General features: G+C 61.2%; 21 protein-coding genes. 11 read left to right on the plus strand and 10 right to left on the minus strand.

The window, feature by feature from the left end; all coding sequences use genetic code 11:
- Position 1: 1 nt before the first annotated feature.
- From J3P73_RS25855 to J3P73_RS25870, 4 genes are all read right to left on the minus strand, one after another.
- Positions 2 to 1,315, minus strand: coding sequence for a cytosine deaminase (locus J3P73_RS25855; RefSeq protein ID WP_027688079.1), 1,314 nt, complete (start codon positions 1,313 to 1,315; stop codon positions 2 to 4).
- Positions 1,315 to 2,157, minus strand: a complete 843-nt coding sequence (locus J3P73_RS25860; protein WP_042940894.1) for an ABC transporter permease — start codon at positions 2,155 to 2,157, stop codon at positions 1,315 to 1,317. Before J3P73_RS25860 ends, J3P73_RS25855 begins: the two co-directional genes overlap by 1 nt.
- The gene (locus J3P73_RS25865; protein ID WP_027688077.1) at positions 2,157 to 2,981 is read right to left on the minus strand and encodes an ABC transporter ATP-binding protein; all 825 of its coding nucleotides are present in this window, start codon (positions 2,979 to 2,981) and stop codon (positions 2,157 to 2,159) included. Before J3P73_RS25865 ends, J3P73_RS25860 begins: the two co-directional genes overlap by 1 nt.
- A 73-nt stretch (positions 2,982 to 3,054) precedes the next feature.
- Complete coding sequence (locus tag J3P73_RS25870) at positions 3,055 to 4,071, minus strand: ABC transporter substrate-binding protein (RefSeq protein WP_027688076.1); 1,017 nt, start codon at positions 4,069 to 4,071, stop codon at positions 3,055 to 3,057.
- Positions 4,072 to 4,254: 183 nt separating this feature from the next.
- On the opposite strand from J3P73_RS25870, the gene J3P73_RS25875 reads away from it, so the two are divergent.
- A complete protein-coding gene (locus tag J3P73_RS25875) occupies positions 4,255 to 5,244 on the plus strand; it encodes a LysR family transcriptional regulator (RefSeq protein WP_130687372.1) in 990 nt (329 codons plus the stop codon).
- Here the strand turns inward: J3P73_RS25875 and J3P73_RS25880 are convergent.
- On the minus strand, positions 5,207 to 6,073 hold the full coding sequence (locus J3P73_RS25880; RefSeq protein ID WP_174826992.1) for a creatininase family protein: 867 nt from the start codon (positions 6,071 to 6,073) through the stop codon (positions 5,207 to 5,209). The genes J3P73_RS25875 and J3P73_RS25880 overlap by 38 nt on opposite strands.
- Positions 6,074 to 6,307: 234 nt before the next feature.
- Here J3P73_RS25880 and paoA point away from each other — a divergent pair, with 234 nt between their 5' ends.
- From paoA to J3P73_RS25905, 5 genes are read left to right on the plus strand one after another with little or no spacing between them, the layout of a single operon-like run.
- On the plus strand, positions 6,308 to 6,955 hold the full coding sequence (gene paoA, locus J3P73_RS25885; protein ID WP_130673695.1) for an aldehyde dehydrogenase iron-sulfur subunit PaoA: 648 nt from the start codon (positions 6,308 to 6,310) through the stop codon (positions 6,953 to 6,955).
- Positions 6,952 to 7,902: an FAD binding domain-containing protein gene (locus J3P73_RS25890; protein ID WP_130673696.1), complete on the plus strand. Its 951-nt coding sequence runs from the start codon at positions 6,952 to 6,954 to the stop codon at positions 7,900 to 7,902. The genes paoA and J3P73_RS25890 overlap by 4 nt, the downstream gene beginning before the upstream one ends.
- Before the next feature lie 3 nt (positions 7,903 to 7,905).
- Positions 7,906 to 10,104: an aldehyde oxidoreductase molybdenum-binding subunit PaoC gene (gene paoC, locus J3P73_RS25895; RefSeq protein ID WP_130673697.1), complete on the plus strand. Its 2,199-nt coding sequence runs from the start codon at positions 7,906 to 7,908 to the stop codon at positions 10,102 to 10,104.
- A 55-nt stretch (positions 10,105 to 10,159) separates the two neighbouring features.
- Positions 10,160 to 11,086, plus strand: coding sequence for an XdhC family protein (locus tag J3P73_RS25900; protein WP_130673698.1), 927 nt, complete (start codon positions 10,160 to 10,162; stop codon positions 11,084 to 11,086).
- Complete coding sequence (locus J3P73_RS25905) at positions 11,079 to 11,693, plus strand: nucleotidyltransferase family protein (RefSeq protein ID WP_130673699.1); 615 nt, start codon at positions 11,079 to 11,081, stop codon at positions 11,691 to 11,693. Before J3P73_RS25900 ends, J3P73_RS25905 begins: the two co-directional genes overlap by 8 nt.
- 73 nt (positions 11,694 to 11,766) lie before the next feature.
- Here J3P73_RS25905 and J3P73_RS25910 read toward each other — a convergent pair whose 3' ends face one another.
- Positions 11,767 to 12,417: a GntR family transcriptional regulator gene (locus tag J3P73_RS25910; RefSeq protein ID WP_130673700.1), complete on the minus strand. Its 651-nt coding sequence runs from the start codon at positions 12,415 to 12,417 to the stop codon at positions 11,767 to 11,769.
- Positions 12,418 to 12,579: 162 nt separating this feature from the next.
- On the opposite strand from J3P73_RS25910, the gene J3P73_RS25915 reads away from it, so the two are divergent.
- From J3P73_RS25915 to J3P73_RS25930, 4 genes are all read left to right on the plus strand, one after another.
- On the plus strand, positions 12,580 to 14,004 hold the full coding sequence (locus J3P73_RS25915) for a malonyl-CoA decarboxylase (RefSeq protein ID WP_207580031.1): 1,425 nt from the start codon (positions 12,580 to 12,582) through the stop codon (positions 14,002 to 14,004).
- The gene (locus J3P73_RS25920; protein WP_024321520.1) at positions 14,001 to 15,515 is read left to right on the plus strand and encodes a malonate--CoA ligase; all 1,515 of its coding nucleotides are present in this window, start codon (positions 14,001 to 14,003) and stop codon (positions 15,513 to 15,515) included. The genes J3P73_RS25915 and J3P73_RS25920 overlap by 4 nt, the downstream gene beginning before the upstream one ends.
- A 97-nt stretch (positions 15,516 to 15,612) precedes the next feature.
- The gene (locus J3P73_RS25925) at positions 15,613 to 16,959 is read left to right on the plus strand and encodes an SLC13 family permease (RefSeq protein WP_018071334.1); all 1,347 of its coding nucleotides are present in this window, start codon (positions 15,613 to 15,615) and stop codon (positions 16,957 to 16,959) included.
- Positions 16,960 to 17,416: 457 nt separating this feature from the next.
- Positions 17,417 to 17,902: a GFA family protein gene (locus J3P73_RS25930; protein WP_130717252.1), complete on the plus strand. Its 486-nt coding sequence runs from the start codon at positions 17,417 to 17,419 to the stop codon at positions 17,900 to 17,902.
- A gap of 110 nt (positions 17,903 to 18,012) precedes the next feature.
- Here J3P73_RS25930 and J3P73_RS25935 read toward each other — a convergent pair whose 3' ends face one another.
- The 3 genes from J3P73_RS25935 to J3P73_RS25945 all read right to left on the minus strand — a co-directional run bounded on the left by J3P73_RS25935 (position 18,013) and on the right by J3P73_RS25945 (position 20,963).
- Complete coding sequence (locus tag J3P73_RS25935) at positions 18,013 to 18,582, minus strand: nucleoside 2-deoxyribosyltransferase (protein WP_130663225.1); 570 nt, start codon at positions 18,580 to 18,582, stop codon at positions 18,013 to 18,015.
- 260 nt (positions 18,583 to 18,842) lie between these two features.
- Positions 18,843 to 20,180, minus strand: coding sequence for an epoxide hydrolase family protein (locus J3P73_RS25940; protein WP_130687369.1), 1,338 nt, complete (start codon positions 20,178 to 20,180; stop codon positions 18,843 to 18,845).
- Between the two features lie 192 nt (positions 20,181 to 20,372).
- Entirely contained in the window at positions 20,373 to 20,963 is a 591-nt protein-coding gene (locus tag J3P73_RS25945; protein WP_024321515.1) for a TetR/AcrR family transcriptional regulator, read from the minus strand.
- A 118-nt stretch (positions 20,964 to 21,081) separates the two neighbouring features.
- Here J3P73_RS25945 and J3P73_RS25950 point away from each other — a divergent pair, with 118 nt between their 5' ends.
- Positions 21,082 to 22,308: an MFS transporter gene (locus tag J3P73_RS25950; RefSeq protein ID WP_130687368.1), complete on the plus strand. Its 1,227-nt coding sequence runs from the start codon at positions 21,082 to 21,084 to the stop codon at positions 22,306 to 22,308.
- Between the two features lie 99 nt (positions 22,309 to 22,407).
- Here J3P73_RS25950 and J3P73_RS25955 read toward each other — a convergent pair whose 3' ends face one another.
- Positions 22,408 to 24,450 carry a flotillin family protein gene (locus J3P73_RS25955; protein WP_130687367.1) on the minus strand — a complete coding sequence of 681 codons (2,043 nt, stop codon included), beginning with the start codon at positions 24,448 to 24,450 and terminating at the stop codon, positions 22,408 to 22,410.
- Positions 24,451 to 24,735 lie beyond the last annotated feature (285 nt).

Raw genomic sequence — 24,735 nt, forward strand, 5'->3', positions numbered from 1 at the left:
GTCAGGCTCCAACGACGTTATCGAGTTCACGGTAATCCGGCAGGCTGCGGTCGATCACCTTGCCGCGGCGAAGCACGACGCGGTCAGACTGCGGACGGGACAGGAATTCACTCCAGCGCCGCGCGCTGAAGAGCACGAGATCGGCAGGATCGCCGGCGGCGATGCGGCCCTTGTCCGGCCGTCCGACGATGGCGGCGGCCGAGGTGGTGACGACACGGGCGGCAGTATCGAGCGGGTGATCGAGATGCAGAATCCGTACGGCCTCGCGGAAGACTTCCACCGGATCGAGATCGCCATAGGCATAGAAGGGGTCGCGGGTATTATCGGATGCGACCGCGGTCGCGACACCGGCGGCGGCCAGTTCCTTGAACAGCGTGACGCCGCGCCAGCGCGGGGTGCGGCCGGGGTGGCGATCCTGCAGATACATGTTGCACATCGGCAGTGAAATGACCGCGATACCCGCCTTGGCGACCAACTCGACGGTCCGCGCGGCGGTGTCTTCGTCCTGGCGGGCGAGCGAGCAGCAATGGCCGGCGGTCACCTTGCCCTCGAACCCGTTGCGCAGCACGGCCTCGGCGATTGCCTTCAGTGTTTCCGCGCCGCGATCATCCGTCTCGTCGACATGCAGATCGACATCCAGGCCCTGCTCTGCGGCCGTCCCGAAGAGTGTGTCGAGCTGCCAGACAAGCTCCGGCCCCATCCGGGTGACACCGCCAAGCAGGCCGCCGTTCTGTCGGATTGTTGTGACGAGATCGGTAAAGAAGGCGCTGTCTGCCATGGCATCCAGCGGGAAGAGGGCGACCGCCTGCAGCGCAATCCTGTCCTTCCAGGCATCCCGGATTTCGGCAAAAACCCCGAAGGAGATGCGATGCTGGGGCGCAAGCGAATCCAGGTGCGTGCGGATCAGGCTGGTGCCATGGGCATAGGCGGAGCGGAGCGAGAATTCCATGCGCCGTTTGACGTCTGCGGCTGACCAGTTGGCTTCCCGGTCGGCCCTGACGGCATCGAGCGCGCCCATGAAGCTGCCGTCGGGATTGGCCTGGCGCGGCCAGATATGGCCTTTGTCGAGATGGGTATGGATATCAGCAAAGCACGGCCAGACCATGCCGTCCTTAAGATCGGTCCTGGCATAATCGGTGGGTGCGGTGCCGGCCGGCCGGATGGCGGCAATCATGCCGTCGCTGATGACGATATCGACCGTGGCCAGCCCTTCCGTGACCGGCACGTCGACTTGCTCGACGGTGACGGCGGGCACTGTCGCATTGCTCAGCACGAAGCGGGCCGCATTCGGCGGGGATATGAAGGAATAGGTCATCAGTTTTCCCGTTTGATGCTGCTTTCATGCCAGCGATGAAGGCTCAGCCAGGCGATGAAGGTGGTGAGGCCGAAGATCGCCACCCCAAGCATGGAGAGCATCAAGAGCGCCGCAAAGAGCCGCGGTATGTTCATCCGGTACTGCGCTTCCAGCAGGCGGAAGGCAAGACCGGAGCCGGCACCGGCAGAGCCCGCGGCAAATTCGGCGACGACGGCGGCGATCAGCGCGAGGCCGCCGCCGATGCGAAGACCGGTCATGAAATAGGGTTGGGCGGCAGGCAGTTTGAGAAAGAGCAGCGTCTGCCAGCGCGAGGCGCCGTAGAGCTCAAAGAGGTTGATCAGATTGTGGTCGACGCTCTTCAGGCCCTGGACCATATTCGACAGGATCGGGAAAAAGGCGACGAGGAAGGCGCAGATCAGCAGCGCTACCTGCGTGGAGGGAGCGTAGATCAGGATCAGCGGCGAGATGGCGACGATCGGCGTTACCTGCAGGATGACGGCAAGGGGATAGAAGGCAAGCTCGACCCAGCGCGACTGCACGAGAAAGATCGCAAAACCGACGCCGCCGACAAGCGCCAGCATCAATGAGATGAAGGTGATCTTGGTGGTGACCCAGAGGGCAGGGGCAAGCGTACCCCAATCCGTCACGAAGGCGTTTGCCACAGCGGCCGGTCCTGGCAGGATATAGGGCGGCACGCCGGACAGTTTCACATAGGCGTACCAGACGAGGATCATCAGGGCGATGACGAGGAAGGGGATGGCGATGCGCAGCGCAAGATCGCGGCGCCTTGCGCTTGCGGTACCCTTAACGAGCAGCGGCGATGTGCCAGTTTCGTCACTCATCAATGATCCCCTGCCGAATTGATCGCCCCGATCAGCGAACGCGATACCGTTTCGCAGGCCTTGCGGTATTCTTCCGAGGTGCGGTAGTGCGCGTCGCGTTCGAGGCTGGTGATCAGCGGGACGTCGGCATGCACGCGCCCGGGCCTTGCCTTCATCACGACGATGCGGTTCGAGAGATAGGCGGACTCGAAGACCGAATGCGTCACGAAAATCACCGTAATGCCGGTCGCCTTCCACAGCCGCAGCACGTCGTCGTTGAGCTTCTGGCGGGTGATCTCATCGAGCGCGGCGAAAGGCTCGTCCATCAGCAGCAGCTTCGGCTTCGTCACCAGCGCACGGGCGATCGAGACGCGCATCTTCATGCCGCCGGAAAGCTCGCGCGGATAGGCCTTGGCAAAATCCTGAAGGCCGACGGTGGTCAGCACTTCCATGATCTGATCATGCGCGGCTGCCTTCGAAACGCGCCTCAACCTCAGCGGCAGATGGACATTGTCGAACACGTTCTTCCAGGGCATCAACGTCGGCTCCTGGAAGACAAAGCCGATATCGCCCTCCGGCAGACCCCTGGAGTTGATGCGCGAACTCGGCCAGTCGATCGTTCCCGAGGTGACATCGCCAAGACCGGCTATGATGCGCAGCGCCGTCGACTTGCCGCAGCCGGAAGGGCCGAGCAGGCTGACGAACTCGCCGCTTTCGACTGTCAGCGACATGTTCGAAAGGGCGGCAGTGCCGCTGGAAAAGACCTTCGAGACCGACTGCATGACAACAAGCGGCCGCTTGCGCGTCTCTTTCGGGGATACCGCCTGGGCGTCTGCTGGGAGCATTGCTGTCTCGTTCATGCGGGAGGATACGGCCCGCCACGTCCTTAATGGCGGACCAGGAAAGCCGTCGGTCGGACTACTTCTTCAGTGCCACGCCGGTGCTCTTGCAGACGAACTTCGTCGTAAACGCTTTGGTGTAATCCGTCTCCGGCTTGAAGACCTTGATCGCCACCATCTCGTTGAAGAACGTCTTGTAGTGCGCATCAGTGATGCAGCCGATGCCCTTGTCGAGGCTGTCGCCGGATTCGATGATGCCATATTCCTTCATTTTGGCGATGGAGTAGGCGAGCTGGCCATCCGTCATTTCAGGATTATCCTTCTTGATCAGTCCGTTCGCCTTGGCGTTGTCGCCGTAGAGGTAGTTGTACCAGCCTTCGATCGAGGCATCGACGAAGCGCTGCACGACGTCGGGTTTGCCGTCGATCATTGTCTGCGTCGTCGTGATCATCGTCGAGTAGGGCGAATAGCCGTTGTCGGCGAGCAGGAAGACCTTCGGCTCGAAGCCTGCCTGCTTCTGGATCTCGTAGGGTTCGGAGGTCAGGTACCCCTGCTGAGCAGAGTCCTTGTCTGCAAGGAAGGGGGCGGGACTGAAGTTATAGGGCTTGTACTGCTCGTCCTTGAAGCCTTTGAAGTTGGCCTTCATCCATTCGAAATAGGTGAGGTAGCCGTCCTTGCTGAGGAACAACGTTTTCAGCTTGGCGAGATCCTCGAACTTGTCGACGCCGTTATCCGGATGGGCGATCAGCACTTGCGGATCCTTTTGGAAGATCGCGGCGACATCGACCAGCGGAATGCCTTGCTCGACGGCGGATATCTCGCCCTGCGGGCCGCCCATGTAGAAATCGAGCTTGCCTGAGATCAGCAGCGCGCTGTTTGCAGCATTCGGGCCGCCCTGGACGATGGTGACGTCGAGGCCATATTTAGCATAGGTGCCGTCGGCGACGGCTTGGTAGAAGCCGCCATGTTCCGCCTGGGCAAGCCAGTTCGTCCCGTAGCTCACCTTGTCGAGGGCGAGCGCCGGCGAGGCGGCGGCAAGCATCGAGGCGAGGCCGAGGCAGCCCAGGAATTGCATCTTCGTCTGTGCTTTCAACATGGTTGGCAGTTCCCCTTTTGAGCCGAGGGAAGCCTTGCTCGGCCCCCTTTTGAGGGAATTTGAGCCATTGCCATGCGCTTTGAAAAGCATCAAAATTCGTGCGCATTGATGCCTTTTCGGCATCTCTGGGAAAGCTGAAGATAATTTGTGCGCCCTGCGCAAAATTTATGCATTGGAGAGATCATGTTGCACTCCAGACGCCTTCTTTACATCAACGAGATCGCCCGTTGCGGTTCGATCCGCAAGGCGGCCGCGCGCCTCAACGTGGCGTCATCGGCGGTCAACAGGCAGGTTTTGGCGCTGGAGGAGGAAATCGGGGCGCCGCTTTTCGAGCGGCTGCCGCGTGGCCTGCGGCTGACGGCTGCCGGCGAACTCTGCATCGAGCATATTCGGGACGTGCTGAAGAATTACGAGCGCCTGGAGGGGCGCATCCGCAGCCTCAAGATGCAGCAGGCAGGAAAGGTGCGCATGGTGACGACCGTTGGGCTTGCCGCCGGGCCGCTGCCCGAAATCATCGCGCGCTTTCTTTCAGAGCATCCGCGCGTCTTCGTCCAGCTGCGTAACGATACCGGCGGCACGACGGCCAGCCCTGTTGTATCAGGCGAGGTGGATATCGGTCTGGGCTTCAACATCCCCGCCATGCCCGGCATCCGCACGCTCGGAAATTTCGATATCCCGATCGGTGTCGTGCTGCCGCCAGGGCATCAGCTGATCGGCCCCGGGCCGATCAACCTTGCCGATGTCACCCAGGAAAAGCTGGTTCTGGCGCAGCCGGGCACCAGCCTGCGCGAGGTGATCAACCTTGCTTTTGCGCGCCTGCCGATCTCGGTCGAGCCGGTGCTGGAAACCAATGCATCGGAGATGCTGAAACAGCTCGTCAAATGCGGCACGGGGCTGACGCTGCTCAATCCGCTCGACGTCATCACCGAATGCCGGCGCGGTGAACTCGTCTTCCGGCCGATCGCTGAGCCGCATGCGCGTTACCAGCAGATGAAGCTGTTTGCCCGCGCCCGCGCGCCCCTCGACGCGGCCACCAGCCTTTTCGTCGAATATCTGCTCGCCGAACTGCTCGGCTTGGTGCAGGAGTTACAGGCCAAGGGTCATATCCCACCGGATGTGAAACCCGCGGCTGAGCCTATTTCACATAGAGATTCGAAAGCGGATAGGCCTTGAGATCCTGGAGCAGTTCGACAAATCCCTTGACCTGATGGCGGCAGATCGCCTCGCCCTTTTCGGCTGTGGCGATCGAGGCATTGCCGACCACGCCGAAGGGATTGAGGTCATGCGCGATCCAGGCCAGCGAATGCGGCGGCAGAGGCTGAAGAAATTTGGATTGCTCCCGCATCCCTTCGGCCTTCGAGGCAAAGTTTTGGGCCTTGTCCATGCGCACCAGTTCGGGGCGGAAGTGCAGCATCAACGACGTCTCGACATCGCCGCCGTGGATGCCGTATTTGCTCTCGTGGTCGCTGACCATACCTTCCGGGTGGCCGAAACGGCCCCATTGCGTGGAGACCACCGCCATTTGATGGCGCACGCGCAGTTCGCGCGCGACGATGCTCATGATGTCGACATTGCCGCCGTGGGAATTGACGATCACCATCTTCCGCAGCCCGGCTTCGGCAACCTTTGCACCGATCGCCGTCCAGACGGGGATGAGCAGCTCGGCACTGAGCGACAGCGTGCCGGGGCCGTAGATGTGTTCGTTGGCCTTGCCGATCTCCTGTGTCGGAAGGACCAGGATGTCCAGATCCTCCGGCCGCTGCCGCTTCAGCTCCGCCAGCATGCCGGTCGCGATCGCGACATCCGTTGCGATCGGCAGATGCGGGCCGTGCTGTTCCGTCGAGGCGATGGGCAGAACGGCAATCGTGGTCTCGGGGGAGAGGCCGGCAAAATCATATGTGTTGAGCTCGTTCCAGTAAAACGGCGTGGGCATGCGGTCATCCCTTTTCGTCACCTGCTTCGATAGGGAGTAGGGAATAAAGATAAGCCGGAAAAGCATCATTTTTTGCGCATGGCGCTGCTTTTTTTCGCGCGCATCGGCGGGCGTTACTCCGCTGGCGCTTCCGCGTCCAAGGCAATTTTACTGAATATGTGGCTCGCAGCATCATACGACCGCGGCTCGGGGAATTCATGAGCCAGATCGATAACCGTATGCAACGGAAAGGGCCTAATCGGAGGGCGGAATTGCACTACCTCAGCAGACGGCGTTGACGCGCGCCCATGTCCAACGAGCAAGGTGGAACAGTTCATGCCAAGCCAGACACAACTGGAACTTTCCCGTCGAGATCTGCTTATCTCGTCGGCCGCAACGATTGCGGTAACCGGAGCCGTCGCTCCCGCGGCGGCACAGTCCCCAGGAAATGAAATGGCCTATACATCGAAAGTTTCTTTCGCGGTTAACGGCGAGAACCGCGATCTCGAGGTCGACAACAGAACGTCGCTGCTCGACGCGCTGCGCGAGCACCTTCATCTCACAGGCACGAAGAAGGGATGCGACCACGGCCAATGCGGTGCATGCACCGTGATGGTCGACGGCTACCGCATCAACTCCTGCCTGACGCTGGCGGTCATGCACGAAGGCGATCAAATCACCACGATCGAAGGCCTCGGCCAGCCTGGAAACCTTCATCCGATGCAGACGGCTTTCGTCAAGCATGACGGCTTCCAGTGCGGCTACTGCACGCCGGGACAGATCTGTTCCTCCGTGGCGGTGCTCGAGGAGATCAGGGCGAATATACCGAGCCACGTCACCGGCGATCTTACGGCTCAGGCGGCTGTCACTCCGGCCGAGATCCGCGAACGCATGAGCGGCAATATCTGTCGATGCGGCGCCTACTCCAACATTATCGATGCCATTTCGGAAGTCGCGGGGATAAAAGCATGAGAGCCTTCACCTATGAACGTGCCTCGTCCGTCGAGGCCGCGGCCAAGGCGGCGGCCTCCAATCCCGAAACCAAGTTCATCGCCGGCGGCACCAATCTCCTCGACCTGATGAAGCTCGATATCGAAACACCAACGCATCTGATCGACATCAACGGCGTTGGCCTCGACAAGATCGAATCCACGCCGGAGGGTGGGCTGCGCATCGGCGCTTTGGTCCGCAACACCGATCTAGCAGCTCACGAAACTGTTCGCCGCGACTACGGCCTGCTTTCCAGGGCGCTTGTCGCGGGCGCCTCCGGGCAACTGCGCAACAAGGCGACGACGGCCGGCAATCTTCTGCAGCGCACGCGCTGTCCTTATTTCTATGACCCGAACCAGCCGTGCAACAAGCGGCAGCCAGGTAGCGGCTGTTCCGCCATCGGCGGCTTCAGTCGCCAGCATGCAGTGGTCGGGGTAAGCGACAGCTGCATCGCCACTCATCCGAGTGACATGGCCATCGCGATGCGGGCACTCGACGCCGCCGTAGAGACGGTCAAGGCCGACGGCAGTCGTCGCACGATTGCGATCGCCGACCTTCACCGGTTGCCCGGCGCCACGCCTGATATCGAGACCGTTCTCGAGCGCAGCGAGTTCATCACGGCGGTCTTGTTGCCGCCCCCGATCGGCGGCAAGCACATCTATCGTAAAGTCCGGGACCGCGCCTCCTATGCCTTCGCACTCGTCTCGGTCGGAGCCGTGATCCAGCCGGACGGGACAGGACGTATCGCCGTCGGCGGCATCGCCCATAAGCCGTGGCGCATCGAGGCAGCCGAAGCCGAGCTGCCGAAGGGCGCGCGGGCGGCGGCGAGCGTGCTTCTTGCCGACGCCCATCCGACCGAACAGAACCGTTTCAAGGTCGACCTGGTCGAGCGCACGCTCGGCGCGGTCATTGCCGAAGCAAGGGGTTGAGCCATGCAGTTCGATACGCCAGCAACAACCAACCCGATCGACAATCTGAAGGTCGTCGGCCGGCCGATCCACCGCATCGACGGCCAGCTCAAGACGACCGGCCGGGCGATGTACGCCTATGAGTGGCACGATCCGAACATGCGCTACGCCTATGGCTATCCCGTTGGTGCGGCGATCGCCAAGGGCCGCATCACGTCCATGGACGTCTCCGCCGCGAAGAGGGCTCCTGGTGTGCTTGCCGTGGTGACGACGCTCGACGTCGGCGAGCGGAAGAAGGGCAAGTTCAACACCGCCAAGCTTTTCGGTGGCGACGAGGTTCAGCACTATCACCAGGCAATCGCGGTCGTCGTCGCCGAGACGTTCGAGCAGGCGCGCGCCGCAGCCGCTCTGGTCAAGGTCGACTATGCCGAAGAAAAGGGTGCGTTCGACCTCGGGCAGGCAAAGGATTCGGCCGTCAAGCCGGATGAATCGCAGCAGCCCGACACTGCGACCGGCAATTTCGAGGATGCCTTCACGTCGGCTCCCGTTACTCTGGACGCGACTTACACGACGCCCGACCAGTCTCACGCGATGATGGAGCCGCACGCATCGATCGCAGCCTGGAACGGGGACGAGGTGACCGTCTGGACCTCCAGTCAGATGATAGACTGGTGGCGTTCCGACCTTGCGACGACGCTCGATATCGACAAGGAGAAGATCCACCTCATGTCGCCCTTCATCGGCGGCGGCTTCGGTGGCAAGCTATTTCTGCGGGCCGACGCCGTGCTGGCCGTTGTCGGCGCGCGTGCGGTCAAACGGCCCGTCAAGGTCGCCTTGCCGCGACCCCTCCTGATAAACAACACGACCCACCGGCCGGCGACGATCCAGCGGATTCGCATTGGAACCGAGGGTGACGGCAAGATAACCGCCATTGCCCACGAAAGCTGGTCCGGAGACCTTCCTGGCGGAGGCCTAGAGACAGCAGTCAACCAGACTCGTCTTCTCTATGCCGGGGCGAACCGGATGACGGCGATGCGGCTGGCAACGCTTCACCTCCCCGAGGGCAATGCAATGCGCGCTCCGGGCGAAGCGCCCGGACTGATGGCGCTCGAGATTGCCATCGACGAGATTGCCGAGAACGTTGGTATCGATCCTGTCCAGTTTCGCATCGTCAACGACACGCAGATCGATCCGGAGAAGCCGCAGCGGCCTTTTTCCCAGCGCAATCTCATCGGCTGCCTCAAGCTCGGTGCAGAGCGGTTTGGCTGGAGTGAACGGGGGAAGCCCGGTTCCAGGCGGGACGGCAACTGGCTGGTCGGCATGGGTGTTGCCGTTGCCTTCCGCAACAACCTCGTCCTTCCCTCCGGCGCACGGGTGAAACTGGACCGAGAAGGCGTCGTAACGGTGGAAACCGACATGACGGACATTGGAACCGGCAGCTACACGATCATCGCGCAGACGGCGGCCGAGATGATGGGGGTCGCGATCGATAAGGTCGCTGTCCAACTCGGCGACTCGCGTTTTCCGGTTTCTGCGGGTTCCGGCGGACAGTTCGGTGCGAACTCTTCCACGTCTGGCGTCTACGCAGCCTGCGTCAAGCTACGCGAGGCCATCGCCAAGAAGCTCGGCTTCAACTCCGAAGACATCGTCTTCGAGAATGGAGAGGTGCGCTCAGGCAATCGTTCGGTGCCTCTTGCCGAGGCCGCCGGTCCGGATGGTCTTGTCGGCGAGGACACGATCAAGTGGGGCGAGCTTACCGAGACGCATCAGCAATCGACGTTCGGAGCACACTTCGTGGAGGTTGGCGTCGACATTGCCACCGGAGAAAGCCGCATTCGCAGGATGCTCGCAGTCTGCGCGGCGGGAAGAATCCTCAATCCGATCACTGCCCGCAGCCAGGTCATCGGCGCAATGACGATGGGGGCCGGCGGCGCGCTATCCGAGGAATTGGCGGTCGATACCCGTCGCGGCTTCTTCGTCAACCACGACCTCGCCAGCTACGAAGTGGCGGTGCACGCCGACATTCCGCGCCAGGAGGTGATCTTCATGGACGAGACCGATCCGATGTCCTCGCCGATGAAAGCCAAGGGCGTCGGTGAGCTCGGCCTTTGCGGCGTCGCGGCAGCAATCGCCAACGCCGTTTACAATGCGACCGGCGTCAGGGTTCGGCATTACCCGCTTACGCTTGACAAGCTCATCGGCGGCCTGCCGGACGTGGCCTGATCACGTCAATGGCGGTCCGAAAGCCGGACCGCCTTTAATTCCTGTAGGATTTCCCATGCATCACACACTTGCGCCCATCACGGCGCCAATTCCCGTCAGAGCCTCGTCCACCGACGATCCTGTGGAACTGCTTCGCTTCGCGATAGACGCCCATGGTCTTGGCGCGGCGGCACTGGCCACCCTCGTCGACATCCGGGGCGGGGCTGCACGCGCGCTCGGCGCTCATATGGCGGTTGCTGCAGACGGGCGGTTCTGCGGCTATGTCTCCGGCGGATGTGTCGAAGCCGCTGTCGCTTCCGAAGCGCTCCTGGCAATGGCGCAAGGGCGCGACCGCACGGTCAAGTTCGGCGACGGCTCGCCCTTCTTCGACATCGTCCTTCCCTGCGGCGGCGGAATCTCCGTCGCAATCCATGTCCTGAAGGATGTCGGAGCTTTGCGGCATGTTCTCGATTGTCTCGAACGGCGGCAGGCAGCCGGTCTTGCATATTCGCCGGGGCAGCGGGCGCTCAAACCGGTAGAGCCACTGCCACGGGCCCAATGGCTCGAGCAAGATTTCGTGACCGTCTACCGTCCCCGCACCCGCGTCGTCCTTTCCGGGCAGACGATCGAAGCGCAGGCCGTCGCGCGGCTGGCCGAAGCTTCCGGCTACGACGTGATTGCCATGGCGCCGGGCGGGGTCCGGCCGGTTGCCGACATCATCGATCCCTTCACGGCCGTCGTGCTCCTGCATCATGAGCTTGACGCCGAAGCTGCCATTCTCGAGATCGCCCTTGCCTCGCCCGGGTTCTACATCGGCGCGCTCGGCAGCACCCGGACGCATCGTCGACGGGTGGAGCGGCTGAGAGCCATGGCTTTCAGACGGGACGACATCGCTCGTATCAAGGCGCCCATCGGGATGTTCGGCCCGACGCGGGATGCAACGTCGCTCGCCCTGTCGGTTCTGGCTGATGTCGCTGCGGCAAGACTGGTTGCTTATGCTTAAGGCGTCGGTCGCGATCGTCATTCTCGCTGCCGGCAAGGCAAGCCGGATGGGTGCAGGCGAGAAACACAAGCTGCTGGCCGAGTTCGGCGGCGTGCCGCTCGTGCGGCGGTCAGCATTGACGGCGCTCGGTGCGGATGTAACGTCTGTTATTGTCGTCACGGGTCATCGTCGGAGCGAGATCGAGGCTGCGCTCGATGGCCTCGCGCTGACTCTCGTCGATAATCCCGATTACGCCAGCGGCATGGCGAGCTCGCTCATGGCTGGATTCTCATCAAAGCGCGCGGACGGCGCCGACGGCATTCTCGTCATGCTGGCCGATATGCCCGGCATTTCCACCGCACACCTCAATGCCTTGATTTTCGCCTTTCGCAACGCGGGCGGCGAGGCCGTCGTGCGCGCCGTCTCACGCGGCAAGCCCGGCAATCCCGTTATCTTGCCACGTTCTCTCAATCACGCAGTGCTGAGACTTGAGGGCGACGTCGGCGCGCGCGACGTCATTGCGACGTCAGGTCTGCCCGTGCTCGATGTCGATGTCGGCGATGCAGCTTGCCTCGACGTCGATACGCCGGACGATATCGTGGCCGCTGGCGGCGCGATGAAGAACTAACTCGCGGGCATGGCAGCGAGATGTCCATTCTGATGACCGTTGCATTCGATCTGGAACCACCACGCCGATAGCCTCATCTGGCCGCCATGCTCGCGACCAGATCGCTGAACCTCTCGCCCTGAATGCCGACATGCCCCCGCAGCAGCCGGCGGGCCTCATCTCCATCTCCGGCAAAGATCGCATCGACGATGGCGCAATGTTCCAAGAAGGACGTGGACAGGCGGTTGCGCACGCGCAGTTGGAGGCGGCGATAAGGCCGTAGGCGCCGATGCAATTGCAGACATTGCTCCTGAAGGAAATCGCTTCGGCCGGCTGCGTAGATGGCCTTATGGAACTCCTCATTGTCGTAATAATAGGCGTCGCTGTCACCGGCAGCGGCTGATTGCTCACAGCGGGCGTGGGTAGCCGTGATCGCTTCTCGGGAGGCCTTGTCCAGCCGCCGTGCGGCAAGCGAGCCGGCCAAGCCCTCCAGCTCTGCCATAACCTCGAACATTTCATAGACGCGGTGCGGCCCCGGATCGATGACGATTGCGCCTCTGCGCGGTCGAATTTCGATGAGGCCGATCGCATCGAGTTGCATCAGCGCCTCACGCACCGGCGTGCGGGAGACCCCGAAACGCGTCGCAAGCACCGTTTCGTCGAGCCGCTCACCGGGGGAGAACTCGTTGGAAAGAATTGAATTTTCAATCTCATCCCGCAGCCATCGGCCGACATTCTCGGACATTTCGTTTCGCTTTCCTCATACACAAATGCTATTCTTGTATACACGATCATTGACCTCGTGTACGAAGAGTGGCATTCTACATACTACCGGTGAAACCCGACGATGGGAAGCAGCCGTCAAAAACGGTCACCCGGCGGGCCGGCAGAAGAGAGGAGAAATGGCATGTCTGAGGCTTCCTTCTTCACCGACATGCTGCAGAGCATCACGGATCGCGGACGCCAGCTTTTGTTTTCCGGCCCGCGCGCCACGCAGGTCGCAGCCAAGGTCGATCTCCAGACACTCTGTGAAATGCTGCTGTCGAGCCGGGGCGAGGCCTCTGGCATGGCGCTTGCGGCCGAGATACTCGATCGCTGGGGCGCACTCGACAGCGAAGGCGCGCAGAAATTCCTCCTTATGCTGCATGAAAAGTTCGGGGCCGACACGACCAAGCTCGACCAGGCGATTGAAAATTACCGCGCCGACAAAAGCTCTGCCGCGATCATTACCCTTCATCAGGCAGCCGAGCCACGGCGACAGGAACTTCTTCGCCGATTGAACCACGCGCCGAACGGCACCGCCAAGCTCGTCCAGATGCGCCACCAGTTGCTCGCTTCCAAAGATCAATCCGCAGAATATAACGCGCTTGACGCCGACTTCACGCATCTGTTCGGCTCCTGGTTCAATCGCGGTTTTCTGACGCTGCGGCCCATCGACTGGTCGACGCCGGCTTACATCCTCGAGAAGATCATCAAATACGAGGCCGTGCACGAGATTGCCGGCTGGGAGGAGTTGCGCCGTCGTTTGGCACCGGCCGACCGCCGTTGCTTTGCCTTCTTCCACCCCCGACTGGCCGACGAGCCGCTGGTGTTCGTCGAGGTGGCGCTGACACGATCGGTGCCCAGCGCGATCGGAGATGTGCTCGACGAAGGGAGGGAGCAGATCAACGCCGACGAGGCGACGACGGCTGTCTTCTATTCGATCTCCAACTGCCAGGATGGCTTGCGTGGGATCTCGTTTGGCAACTTCCTGATCAAACAGGTCGTGGAAGACCTGCGCAGAGACCTGCCTGGCCTGAAGAATTTCGTCACGCTGTCGCCCGTTCCAGGCTTTGCCCGTTGGCTTGCCAAGGCACGCGCCTCAACCACCAACCGGCTCTTATCCGAAGCGGCCCGCGAAACGCTGATGTTGCTGGACGATCTCAAATGGTCTGACAACGAGAAGACGGCGGCCGAAGTGGAGCGCGTGTTGCTGCCGCTTGCGGCGCGCTATTTCCTGGTCGAACGGACGCCGGAGGGCCGCCCCGTCGATCCTGTTGCCCGTTTCCATCTCGGCAACGGCGCTCGACTTGAGAGATTGAATTTTCTTGGCGACCGCTCGACCAAGGCGATGCAGCAGGCACACGGCCTGATGGTCAATTATCTCTACAAGCTCGACGATATCGTGGCCAACCATGAGGCCTTAGCGCAGCGCGGCGAAGTGATTGCCTCACCTGCTGTCAAAAGCTTGCTCAACCAGAACGACGAAAGCCGCAGCGGCGGCAATGGCCAGCAAGGCTCCCGGCCATTCGCACAGATAATGAACTCGACGCTTGGAGGAGGGCGAAAGTGAGCAACCATCTTTTCGACGCCATGCGGGCCGCCGCGCCCGGCAACGCACCGTTCATCCGGATCGATAGCACGCGCACATGGACCTATGACGACGCTTTCGCTCTTTCCGGCCGCATTGCCAGCGCGATGGACACGCTCGGCATTCGCCCCGGCGACCGGGTGGCGGTGCAGGTCGAGAAAAGTGCCGAGGCATTGATCCTTTATCTCGCCTGTCTTCGAAGCGGTGCGGTCTACCTGCCGCTCAACACCGCCTATACGCTGGCTGAGCTCGATTACTTTATCGGCGATGCGGAGCCGCGTTTGGTGGTGGTTGCGTCAGCGGCTCGAGCGGGCGTGGAGACAATTGCCAAGCCCCACGGCGCGATCATCGAAACGCTCGACGCCGATGGCAGCGGTTCGTTGCTGGATCTCGCACGCGATGAGCCCGCCGACTTTGTCGATGCCTCGCGCTCCGCCGATGATCTGGCTGCGATCCTCTACACGTCGGGAACGACGGGACGCTCCAAGGGGGCGATGCTTACGCATGGGAACCTGCTCTCGAACGCCCTGACCTTGCGAGATTATTGGTGCGTCACCGCCGATGATCGACTGATCCATGCCTTGCCGATCTTCCACACCCATGGGCTGTTCGTCGCCACCAACGTCACGCTGCTCGCCGGCGCCTCGATGTTCCTGCTGTCGAAGTTCGACCCGGAGGAGATCCTGTCGCTGATGCCGCAGGCAACGATGCTGATGGGCGTGCCGACCTTCTACGTGCGCCTCCTGCAAAGCCCGCGCCTCGACGAGCAAGCGGTCGCCAGCATCCGCCTCTTCATCTCTGGTTCGGCTCCACTGCTTGCAGAAACACATACCGAGTTCCAGGCCCGCACCGGTCACGCCATTCTCGAGCGCTACGGCATGACGGAAACCAATATGAACACGTCCAACCCCTATGAGGGGAAACGGATTGCCGGAACGGTCGGCTTCCCGCTGCCTGATGTGACGGTGCGCGTAACCGACCCCGCCACTGGGCTCGTGCTGCCGCCTGAAGAAACCGGCATGATCGAGATCAAGGGGCCGAACGTCTTCAAGGGTTATTGGCGCATGCCGGAAAAAACCGCGGCCGAATTCACCGCCGACGGTTTCTTCATCAGCGGCGATCTCGGCAAGATCGACCGGGACGGCTATGTCCACATCGTCGGCCGCGGCAAGGACCTGGTGATTTCGGGTGGATACAACATCTATCCGAAGGAGGTCGAAGGCGAGATCGACCAGATCGACGGTGTGGTTGAGAGCGCTGTGATCGGTGTGCCGCATCCCGATTTCGGAGAAGGCGTGACCGCTATCGTCGTACGCAAGCCCGGCGCCGTCCTCGATGAAAAGGCCATCGTCAGCGCGCTCCAGGACCGTCTCGCGCGCTACAAACAACCCAAGCGCATCATCTTTGCCGAGGACTTGCCGCGCAACACGATGGGTAAGGTTCAGAAAAACATCCTGCGGCAGCAATACGCCGATCTGTACGCAAGATCGTAAGGCAACCGCGCCCTCTGGGAGGAGGGTGCGTCGGCGTCTTGCATCAAATTTTGGAAACAACAACTACGACGCTGGAGGCGTCGGAGGGAGGGGAATCATGGGTATCGAATTACTGGCCATAGGCCTGCTGGTCGCCATGTTCATCATTGCGACGATCCAGCCAATCAACATGGGTGCGCTCGCCTTTGCCGGCGCATTTCTTCTCGGCTCGATGATCATCGGGATGAAAACCAGCGACATTTTTGCCGGCTTTCCGAGCGATCTATTCCTGACGCTCGTCGCCGTCACCTACCTCTTTGCCATTGCGCAGATCAACGGCACGATCGACTGGCTCGTCGAATGTGCCGTCCGCCTGGTTCGCGGGCGGATCGGCTTGATTCCCTGGGTGATGTTCCTGGTCGCTGCTGTCATTACCGGTTTCGGTGCTCTTGGGCCTGCTGCGGTCGCCATTCTGGCGCCCGTCGCGTTGAGTTTTGCCGTGCAGTACCGCATTCATCCGGTCATGATGGGCCTGATGGTGATCCATGGCGCGCAGGCGGGCGGCTTTTCGCCGATCAGCATTTATGGCGGAATCACCAACCAGATCGTTGAGAAGGCCGGCCTGCCTTTCGCCCCGACGTCGCTGTTTCTCTCCAGCTTCTTCTTCAACCTGGCGATCGCGGTGCTGGTCTTCTTCGTTTTCGGCGGCGCGAGGGTGATGAAGCAAGATCCCGCATCACTTGGCCCCCTGCCCGAACTCCATCCCGAGGGCGTATCGGCGTCGATCAGAGGTCACGGCGGCACGCCGGCAAAACCGATCAGGGAGCATGCCTATGGTACGGCGGCAGATACCGCGACGACCTTGCGCCTGAACAATGAGAGAATTACCACCTTGATCGGCCTGACGGCGCTCGGAATCGGGGCCCTGGTTTTCAAGTTTAACGTCGGCCTCGTCGCAATGACCGTCGCCGTCGTCCTCGCGCTGCTGTCACCAAAGGCTCAGAAGGCAGCAATCGACAAGGTTAGCTGGTCGACCGTGCTGCTGATTGCTGGGATCATCACCTATGTCGGCGTGATGGAAAAAGCCGGTACGGTCGACTACGTGGCGAACGGCATATCCAGTCTCGGCATGCCGCTGCTGGTGGCGCTGCTGCTCTGCTTTACCGGTGCCATCGTCTCGGCCTTTGCATCCTCGACCGCGCTGCTCGGCGCGATCATCCCGCTCGCCGTTCCGTTCCTCCTGCAAGGGCACATCAGCGCCGTCGGCGTGGTCGCCGCTATCGCCATCTCGACGACGATCGTCGACACCAGTCCATTCTCCACCAATGGCGCGCTTGTCGTCGCCAACGCACCGGATGACAACAGAGAGCAGGTGCTGCGACAGCTGCTGATCTACAGCGCGCTGATCGCTATCATCGGCCCGATCGTTGCCTGGCTGGTGTTCGTCGTGCCCGGGCTGGTCTGACGGCTGGCGGCTGCTCCCAAGTGTACCGAGCCCTGTTCGGTACACTTGGAGACCGTTGAGACCCGATCACTGAGAAAACGTTTTCAAGCAGGATCAACGGCTCGCTTCGAACCGAGCCTCTCCGACGGCGTTCGTCGCCCCCTCATGACAGTCTGCTGCCGGAGATTGACGTCTCGGGCCTCGCAGATGCATAGTTCGCAGAGCCAGTTGGCGAGCATTCGTCACCGTGCCGCAATGTAGAAGTGGGGACGTGCTCTTTGCTCACCCAAGACGCTACTTTTTTGTACCGGCAAGGCGCCTCCGCCTTGGACTCACGCGCTTTTGAGCTAGAGCAATTCCAGCAAAAGTGCGCAGCGGTTTTGCGTCCGGAATTGCGTGAAAACAAAGAGATAGAGCATTTCCGTGATTCGGAGAAAAACGGAAATGCTCTAGCGCGATCCTTCCATGGTTTGTCGGCATGCAGACAGTCGTTCTAACTGGTGGCTGCCAATGTGGCGCCGTGCGGTACGCGCTGGAGGAGCCCCCGCAAAACGTCCATATCTGCCACTGCCGGATGTGCCAAAAGGCTGTGGGCGGTCCGTTCGCGATCATCTGCCCGGTGATGAAGCCCGCATTTCGCCTGACGCGTGGCGCGATCAGCTATTTTCGCAGCTCGGACGTCGGCCGACGTGGTTTTTGCCGTGACTGTGGCACCCCACTCACCTTCGACTATCCCGATGGTGACGACATAGGAGTTTTGGTCGGCACCCTCGACCAGCCCGATCGCGCGCCGCCCGAAAACCAATACGGCAACGAGAGCCGGGTGTCCTGGTACGCCAACCTGGTCCAAGTGCCGGGCGAGCGACCGACCTACGCCGACAATCCCCAGATGTTGCACCGGATCAGGAGCACCAACCATCAGCATCCTGATCATGATACCGATCATTGGTCGCCGTCCGGCTAACCCTCAAACTCGTCCACTCACACAACGCGCGACTGGAGCGGCGATCCCCTCGGGCGGCTTGAAGCGGGCTGCAAGCCGTCGACCCGAGGGACCGCTGATTGTTGAGCGCCTTAGCGCAGTTTCTCAACGGCGACGGCAAGACAGGCCTTGAACGCGGCAAGATCCGTATAGAGCGCATCCCGCGCCGCGTCGCCGATGATCAGGACGCCACCGCGCCGCTCAATCCCGGCGTGCAGCATGAGATTGTCGGCCAGGCCGAAATCCTCGACCGCAATTCCGTTCGGGTCCCGCAGTCGACCTTCGCCATCATAGGCGACGGCCCCGCCATAAAGATCGCTCACTCGTCCGCTGTGATCGCGGGCCACATTCGTGTAGGCGAATACAGGCTTACCGCTTGCGCACATAAAGCCGAGTTCGAAGGCTGTCCCTGTATCGGCGGCAATGCCGCGAAAGGGCGTCAGATTGGCGATGATCGCGTCAGCCTCAATCATCATCTTCTCGTCCACCGCGTTTATCGCTGCCGCCCGCTCGCGCTTCGAGTTCGTGTGCGGGATTTCCAGATCGCCCGGCGAGAGCGGGATAAGTCCCGCCTCACGGGCAAGTGCCGCCTTGCGGTCGAGCATTTCGCGGGCGTTGGGAAGGAAGACCTCCGGACCGGCGAGATAAACTTTTTTTGTCATAAAATCGCACCTAAAGGGATGGGCTCGGCAACAAATACATCCTGGCTGTACAGCGAAGACGGATCACAATCCAGTGGGCGAAACCGCCCACTGAATGTCGACGCGCGGGCATTGGCCGCCGATGGCGCAATGAACTGACCTGCGGACAAGACGCGAGGTGAGAACCATTTGATGAAATGGTTCGAACTGCATTCTCCGCGGCTTTGAATTCGCCACTCTCAGCCGTGGATATGCCAAGCCGTCATTCCGCAGCCGATGGATCAACGCACCGACCTGAATGCCTCTCGCAGTTCCTCAGCGAAAAGCCTGGGCTGTTCCCAGGCGGCGAAGTGACCGCCCATATCGACACGGTGGTAATAATGCAGCGTGGGATAGGCCTGCTTGCTCCAACTCTCCGGCGCCTGGTAGATCTCCTTCGGGAATACGCTGATTGCCACCGGGATCTTGATCTCTTTGGTCTTCTGCGCGTCTGAGCTGAAGTTGTTATTATTGTTTTCCCAATAGAACCGCGACGAGGATGCCCCAGTGTTGGTCAGCCAGTATAATGTGATGTCATTCAGCATTTCGTCCTTGGAAAAAACGCGCTCGGGAATGCCCTCGCTGTCGCTCCATTGAGCAAATTTTTCGTAGATCCAGGCAGCCAGACCCGACGGCGAGTCGGAAAGCGAGTAGCCGATCGTCTGCGGACGCGTCACCATCACGGCTCCATAGGCGGCATTCCGGCCGAAGAAGGCGCTCAACGATTCATAGGCATCCCGCTCGGGCGCCGACAGTCCCGCAGGAGCCGGGTCTCCACTGTTGATCGCCTTGGTGAGATTGCCCGGAACGGTCGCCGGCATGTTGAGATGGATACCAAGCAAGCCCTTCGGTGCCTGGCGCGCCAGCGCGTCGGAGATAACGGAACCATGGTCGCCACCCTGGGAAACGTAGTGCGCGTAGCCGAGTCGCTTCATCAGGATGTCCCATGCCCGTGCAACGCGGTCAGGCCCCCAGCCAAGCTCCGTCGGCTTACCCGAAAAGCCGTAGCCGGGGATGGAAGGGATGACGACATCAAATGCGTCCTCCGCTTTACCGCCATAAGCAGTCGGATCTGTAAGAGGGCCGATCGCCTTGATGAACTCGAAGGTCGAACCCGGCCAACCATGGGTCAGAATGACCGGAAGGGCGTTGGGATGACGCGACCGCACATGGATGAACTGGATATCGACCCCGTCGATCGTCGTGATGAATTCCGGAAGTGCATTGAGCTCAGCCTCGGCCTTGCGCCAGTCGTAATCTGTGCCCCAGTAACGGACCAGATCCTGGACGCGCGAAAGCTGAATGCCTTGCGAGGCGTCGCTCACGGTTTCCTTGTCTGGCCAACGCGTTTCGGCAATGCGCTTGCGCAGGTCGTCAAGCTGTGACTGCGGAACGTGGATCTGGAACGGGCGGATCGTTTCGTCCGCCTCGATCGGCGTCGCCGGCCCGTCCGATGTGACGTCGGCGGCACTCGCTGGCACAAGATAACCGGCTGGGAACAGCAACATTGATCCAACCGCCATCACCATTGCTCCGCGGACAAGCCGGCGCCAGGCGAGAATATTGTCAAACTTCTTCATGAGGCACTCCATGTTCTTGTCGCCCGGGGCGACATTTCGTGACGGAGTGATGTTTGACGGGTGTGCGTATCTGGCATGTTTCAAGAAATGCCAAAAACGTATCAGAGTGTGGAGTGGTGGCTACACAGCGGCGGGAACGCGATCGTCAGGGAACGACCTGGCCCTACGGCGCCTGAATAGGAAATCAAACACCTATTCCTGCCTGCGGAGGCTGCCCAGCATAGCTTTGAATCCCGCGACCGCCCGCTTCGAAACCGCCTCCGGATTCTCGGCATTGGCGATCCACAGCGCCATATGGCTGCTGGCGCCATTGATGAGGCGAGCTGCGGTTTCGGTGTCGATGTCGATGATCTCGCCATCGGCCTTGAGACGGTCGAGGCTGCGGGAGAGGGCGGCGATACAGCCGGGGGTGTTCTGCCATTGCGAGATATCGCCGAGGACAGCCGGGCCATCGCGAAACATGATACGCTGGATTTCGGGCTCGAGCGCCATTTCGATATAAGCGGAGCACTCGTCGACAAAGCCCTGCCAGCGCGTGGGAGCGGCGGCCGAGACCTCGTTCAGCCGTTCAGTCATTTCCGCGTCGATTTCGATGATCACGGCCTGGAGCAGACCCCTCTTGTCACCGAAATGGTGATAGAGGGCGCCGCGCGTCAGTCCCGCCTCGCCGGTGAAATCGTCCATCGAGGCTTCCGCGTAGCCGATCGTGCCAAAGGCACGCCGCCCGGCTGCGATAAGTTTGCCGCGGGTCTCTGCGATCATCTCCTGGCGCGGTTTGCGCATGGCTTCTCCATTGGCATACGCCGCGTATCTTTTTCATTGACATACGTGGCGTATGCATTATCTAAACACATACGCTCCGTATATAAGTGTTCTATCCGATAGCTGGAAGGATCGTCCCATGTCAAATCCGTATAGACAAATATTCGCGGCACCTGGGGCCAAGGGCTTCTCCGTCGCCGGCTTTTTCGCACGCCTTCCCATCGCCATGGCGCCGATCGGCATCGTCGCCATGCTCTCCCAGGCACATGGCGAATATTGGCTGGCGGGCGCCGTGTCGGCGACCTATGCGCTCACCAATGCGGTGATTTCACCGCAGATTTCGCGAGCAGTCGACCGGCTGGGCCAGACGGCAGTGGTCGTTCCGACAACCATCGTATCAGTGCTGGCGTTCATCGCGCTGATCTCCGCGGCCAATCAGAACTGGCCGGTGTGGACGCTCTTCGCCTCAGCCTTCCTTGCTGCAGCCATGCCGAGCATCCCGGCGCTGATGCGGGCGCGCTGGACGGAACTGTTTCGCAACCAGCCAGAGCTCAACACGGCCTTCGCGTTCGAAAGTGCCGCGGACGAACTGGTCTATATCGCCGGCGCCTCGCTGTCCGTCGGGCTGTCCGTCGCCCTATTCCCCGAAGCCGGCATGATGGTGAGCACAGCTTTTCTGGCGCTCGGGACCGCGGCCTTCATCGTGCAGCGCGGCACCGAGCCGAAGGTGCGTTATGTCGCCGGCGCGGCTTCGGTCGGCTCCGCGATCCGGCAGCGTCCGGTGCAGATCATCACACTCGCGCTAATCTTCGTCGGCGCGATCTTCGCAACCGCGGAAGTGAGTGTTGTCGCCATCACCAAGGAGCTTGGTCAGCCGAATGCGGCCAGCCTGGTCATCAGCGTCTATGCCCTCGGTTCCTTCCTATTGGGTTTGACCCTCGGCGCGCTTAATCTGCGCATCCCCTTGCACCGTCAGTTGCTGATCGCTGTTGCGACTCTCGCAGTAACCTCGCTGCCGTTGCTCGTCGCCGGCAGTTCGGTAACCCTGCTTGCTGTCGCCGTCTTCGTCAGCGGCATCGCGATCTCGCCGACCTTTATAACTGCCTTCGGACTGATTGAGCGTCGCGTGCCGGAATCGGTGCTGACGGAGGGCGTCACCTGGGTGATGACCGGCATCGGCATCGGTATGGCGCTTGGCGCCTTTGTCTCGGGCTGGGTCGTCGACACCTACGGTCCCCAGAGCGGATTCTGGGTGTCTGCGGCCGCCGGGGCAGCGACCGTCCTTATCATTGCGCTCGGTCAGCGTACACTTTCGGGAGAGTGCACCGGCGGGGAAGACTGCGCGATGCTGGAGCCGGCGCAGTAGCCGGGTGGGCGATAGAAAGGAACGGCGCAGGAGGCTCAAGCGGAAACGGAGTTTATAGGCAGGATGCAAAACGGGCCGGCATAGCCGGCCCATCCACAATCAATGCTGCTCGACCGGCGCCGGTAACGCAGCCGGCGAGCTCTGTCGTCCAAGCCGGTCGGCTACCAGCATCGACAACATCATTTCCACCAATCCGTTTGCGCCGCCCTTCTCGCCGCCGCCTCCGACCTGGATCTGCGGCACGAGCGGCAGCCTGCCATTCTCGATCGCTTCGGCAAACCGCATCAGCACCTGCGAGTTGAGCTGGTAGTCCGGGCCACCGAAGGCCGCGACCTTCTTCTCCGTGGCTTCCGCTTCCGCCAGACCGACGGCACGCACCTTCTGGGCATCGGCGAAACCGGTCGCCTTGATACGCTCGGCATCGGCAAGCGCGATCGCCTTGATCCGGTCGGCCTCGCCCAGGCCGGCGAGCCGGACCTTTTCTGCTTCGGCCTTGGCGGTGACCTGAATGGTCTCTGCCTGCTGGCGGGTGCGGGCGAGCTGCGCCTTACCCTCGTTTTCGCTGATCTCGATGGCGAGCGCCGACGTCGTGATCTTGGCCTGCTGCTCGGCCAGCGCCTCCTTCTCGCGCAGCGTCCGCTCCTGGATCGCTGCAGCTTCCTGCAGCCTGTAGGTCTCGACCTTTTCGACCGCGATCTGGCGTTCGCGTAGCTGGATCAAAATCTGCTCGATACTGTTCTGGCCATTGCCGGCGCGCGGCGTACCGATCAGCACTTCCTGCAATTCGAGACTGTAGGAGGCGAACTTAGCGCGCATTTCGTCGCCGGACTTGCGCTGGATTTCGCTGCGTTCCTGCAGGAGTTCAATCAGGGTCTTGGTCTGGGCGATGTTTTTGAAATAGGCCGAGACCATCGGATCGAGCGTCTGCTCGACCAGCCGTTTGATATCGCCGAAGCGCTGCACCACCAGCGGCGCCTTCATATAGTCGATATGCACGACGACCGAGAGCGGCAGGACCGGCTCGAATGCGTCCCTGGTGATCAGCGACACTTCCGAAAGGTTCTCATCGAGACGATGTTCGCCGAACTGCTCCTTCGTCCACTTCAGCACGAAGTTGGTCGTCGGCACGATGACGATGTTGCCCGCATAGGTGTTGAACGCGTATTTGCCCGGCAGAAGCGGTGTCGACCAGACACCGCGCGAACCCTGTTCGACCAGTTCGCCGTGCCTGTAGGACTGGCCGGAGACATCCGCGCTACGGCGGCCGGTATAGGAGACGACGACACCCACGGTGCCGACGCCGATGATCGTCTTTTCGACCAGTTCGACAGTCGCGAAAATGCGGTTGAGGAAGTAGCTGCCGTCAGCAAGCACCTGCAACTGCCGGCCGCGATAACCGCCGCCGTTGAGGAATTTCTCGGGATCCTGGAAATTGTTATGAAAGTTCGGGTCCTTGGGATCATTGGCAACAGTCGGCGCAATGATCTCGCCATCCGGCAGCGCCGGGCCATCATGGATGGTGACGATGCCGATCATGTCATCGGCATCACGAATGACGACCGGCTCGAAACCATCCCGCTCTGCGATCATCTCCGACATCTCCGAAAACAGCTTCTGTTCGGAGGCGTTCAAGTTCACGGCATAGTTCGATTGCGCAGTGAGCACGATGAATTGTGCGAGGTTGATGGCATAGGTGCCTTCGCGCAGGATCTTGAGCTGCGGACCTTTTTGGCCGCCCTTTTCAAGAAAAGCGCGCACGTCCTGGAAGTCGTCAGCCTCGGTATTCGACGCCAATGTCTGGGTTGGCGGTAGCGACATGCCATCGCGGGCGAAGACATAGCCGATCTGGCCCTGCGGAATGGTCACCAGATTGGCGCGATGCATCGAATATTGGAACGGCATGAAGAAATGCAGGCCGCCGCGCACGACGTCCGGCTGGAAACCGGCCTCACCGCCAAGTGCGATGAAGCCATTGTTTACGGAGCCACGGAAGCTCCACAGCTTCTCGAGGATGCCAAGCCTGTCGTTGGGGATATAGCGGATCACGCCGCTCCACCAGAACAGAATTGCAAGCACGATGATGAGGGCGACGATTTCGATCGCCAGCCATTCCATCGGACTAAGATATTGTGCGGTGTCCATATTCTCTCTCCACTGGGCGCACGGGTTCGTCCACCCGACGGCCACCCGGTTGGTGTTGGTTGCTAAGACGGGGAGATTGCGCGCCTATACGTACGACGCACGAAGTGCGTGTCGAACGTTTGGGCTGCTCATTGTCTGGGAAAATGACCGCGCGTCCCGAGTCCCCACCGAGGAACGGCGTGGTCGTGAGTGTCTCACATCGGAGTTGCCTTGATAGACATGACGATGAAGCACGTAGGAATTGCGCCTATAGGTTTAAAGATGTTCGATGCGGAAATCAGGCAA

It is taken from the genome of Rhizobium ruizarguesonis, from assembly GCF_017357285.1.
GTDB classification, from domain to species: Bacteria; Pseudomonadota; Alphaproteobacteria; order Rhizobiales; family Rhizobiaceae; genus Rhizobium; species Rhizobium ruizarguesonis.

Bases quoted from the DNA above. Each gene is read 5' to 3' on its own strand.
- J3P73_RS25855 (WP_027688079.1), bottom strand. From the start codon at position 1,315: ATGACCTATTCCTTCATATCCCCGCCGAATGCGGCCCGCTTCGTGCTG.
- J3P73_RS25860 (WP_042940894.1), bottom strand. From the start codon at position 2,157: ATGAGTGACGAAACTGGCACATCGCCGCTGCTCGTTAAGGGTACCGCA.
- J3P73_RS25865 (WP_027688077.1), bottom strand. From the start codon at position 2,981: ATGCTCCCAGCAGACGCCCAGGCGGTATCCCCGAAAGAGACGCGCAAG.
- J3P73_RS25870 (WP_027688076.1), bottom strand. From the start codon at position 4,071: ATGTTGAAAGCACAGACGAAGATGCAATTCCTGGGCTGCCTCGGCCTC.
- J3P73_RS25875 (WP_130687372.1), top strand. From the start codon at position 4,255: ATGTTGCACTCCAGACGCCTTCTTTACATCAACGAGATCGCCCGTTGC.
- J3P73_RS25880 (WP_174826992.1), bottom strand. From the start codon at position 6,073: ATGATGCTTTTCCGGCTTATCTTTATTCCCTACTCCCTATCGAAGCAG.
- J3P73_RS25890 (WP_130673696.1), top strand. From the start codon at position 6,952: ATGAGAGCCTTCACCTATGAACGTGCCTCGTCCGTCGAGGCCGCGGCC.
- paoC (WP_130673697.1), top strand. From the start codon at position 7,906: ATGCAGTTCGATACGCCAGCAACAACCAACCCGATCGACAATCTGAAG.
- J3P73_RS25900 (WP_130673698.1), top strand. From the start codon at position 10,160: ATGCATCACACACTTGCGCCCATCACGGCGCCAATTCCCGTCAGAGCC.
- J3P73_RS25905 (WP_130673699.1), top strand. From the start codon at position 11,079: ATGCTTAAGGCGTCGGTCGCGATCGTCATTCTCGCTGCCGGCAAGGCA.
- J3P73_RS25910 (WP_130673700.1), bottom strand. From the start codon at position 12,417: ATGTCCGAGAATGTCGGCCGATGGCTGCGGGATGAGATTGAAAATTCA.
- J3P73_RS25915 (WP_207580031.1), top strand. From the start codon at position 12,580: ATGTCTGAGGCTTCCTTCTTCACCGACATGCTGCAGAGCATCACGGAT.
- J3P73_RS25925 (WP_018071334.1), top strand. From the start codon at position 15,613: ATGGGTATCGAATTACTGGCCATAGGCCTGCTGGTCGCCATGTTCATC.
- J3P73_RS25930 (WP_130717252.1), top strand. From the start codon at position 17,417: ATGCAGACAGTCGTTCTAACTGGTGGCTGCCAATGTGGCGCCGTGCGG.
- J3P73_RS25935 (WP_130663225.1), bottom strand. From the start codon at position 18,582: ATGACAAAAAAAGTTTATCTCGCCGGTCCGGAGGTCTTCCTTCCCAAC.
- J3P73_RS25940 (WP_130687369.1), bottom strand. From the start codon at position 20,180: ATGAAGAAGTTTGACAATATTCTCGCCTGGCGCCGGCTTGTCCGCGGA.
- J3P73_RS25945 (WP_024321515.1), bottom strand. From the start codon at position 20,963: ATGCGCAAACCGCGCCAGGAGATGATCGCAGAGACCCGCGGCAAACTT.
- J3P73_RS25950 (WP_130687368.1), top strand. From the start codon at position 21,082: ATGTCAAATCCGTATAGACAAATATTCGCGGCACCTGGGGCCAAGGGC.
- J3P73_RS25955 (WP_130687367.1), bottom strand. From the start codon at position 24,450: ATGGACACCGCACAATATCTTAGTCCGATGGAATGGCTGGCGATCGAA.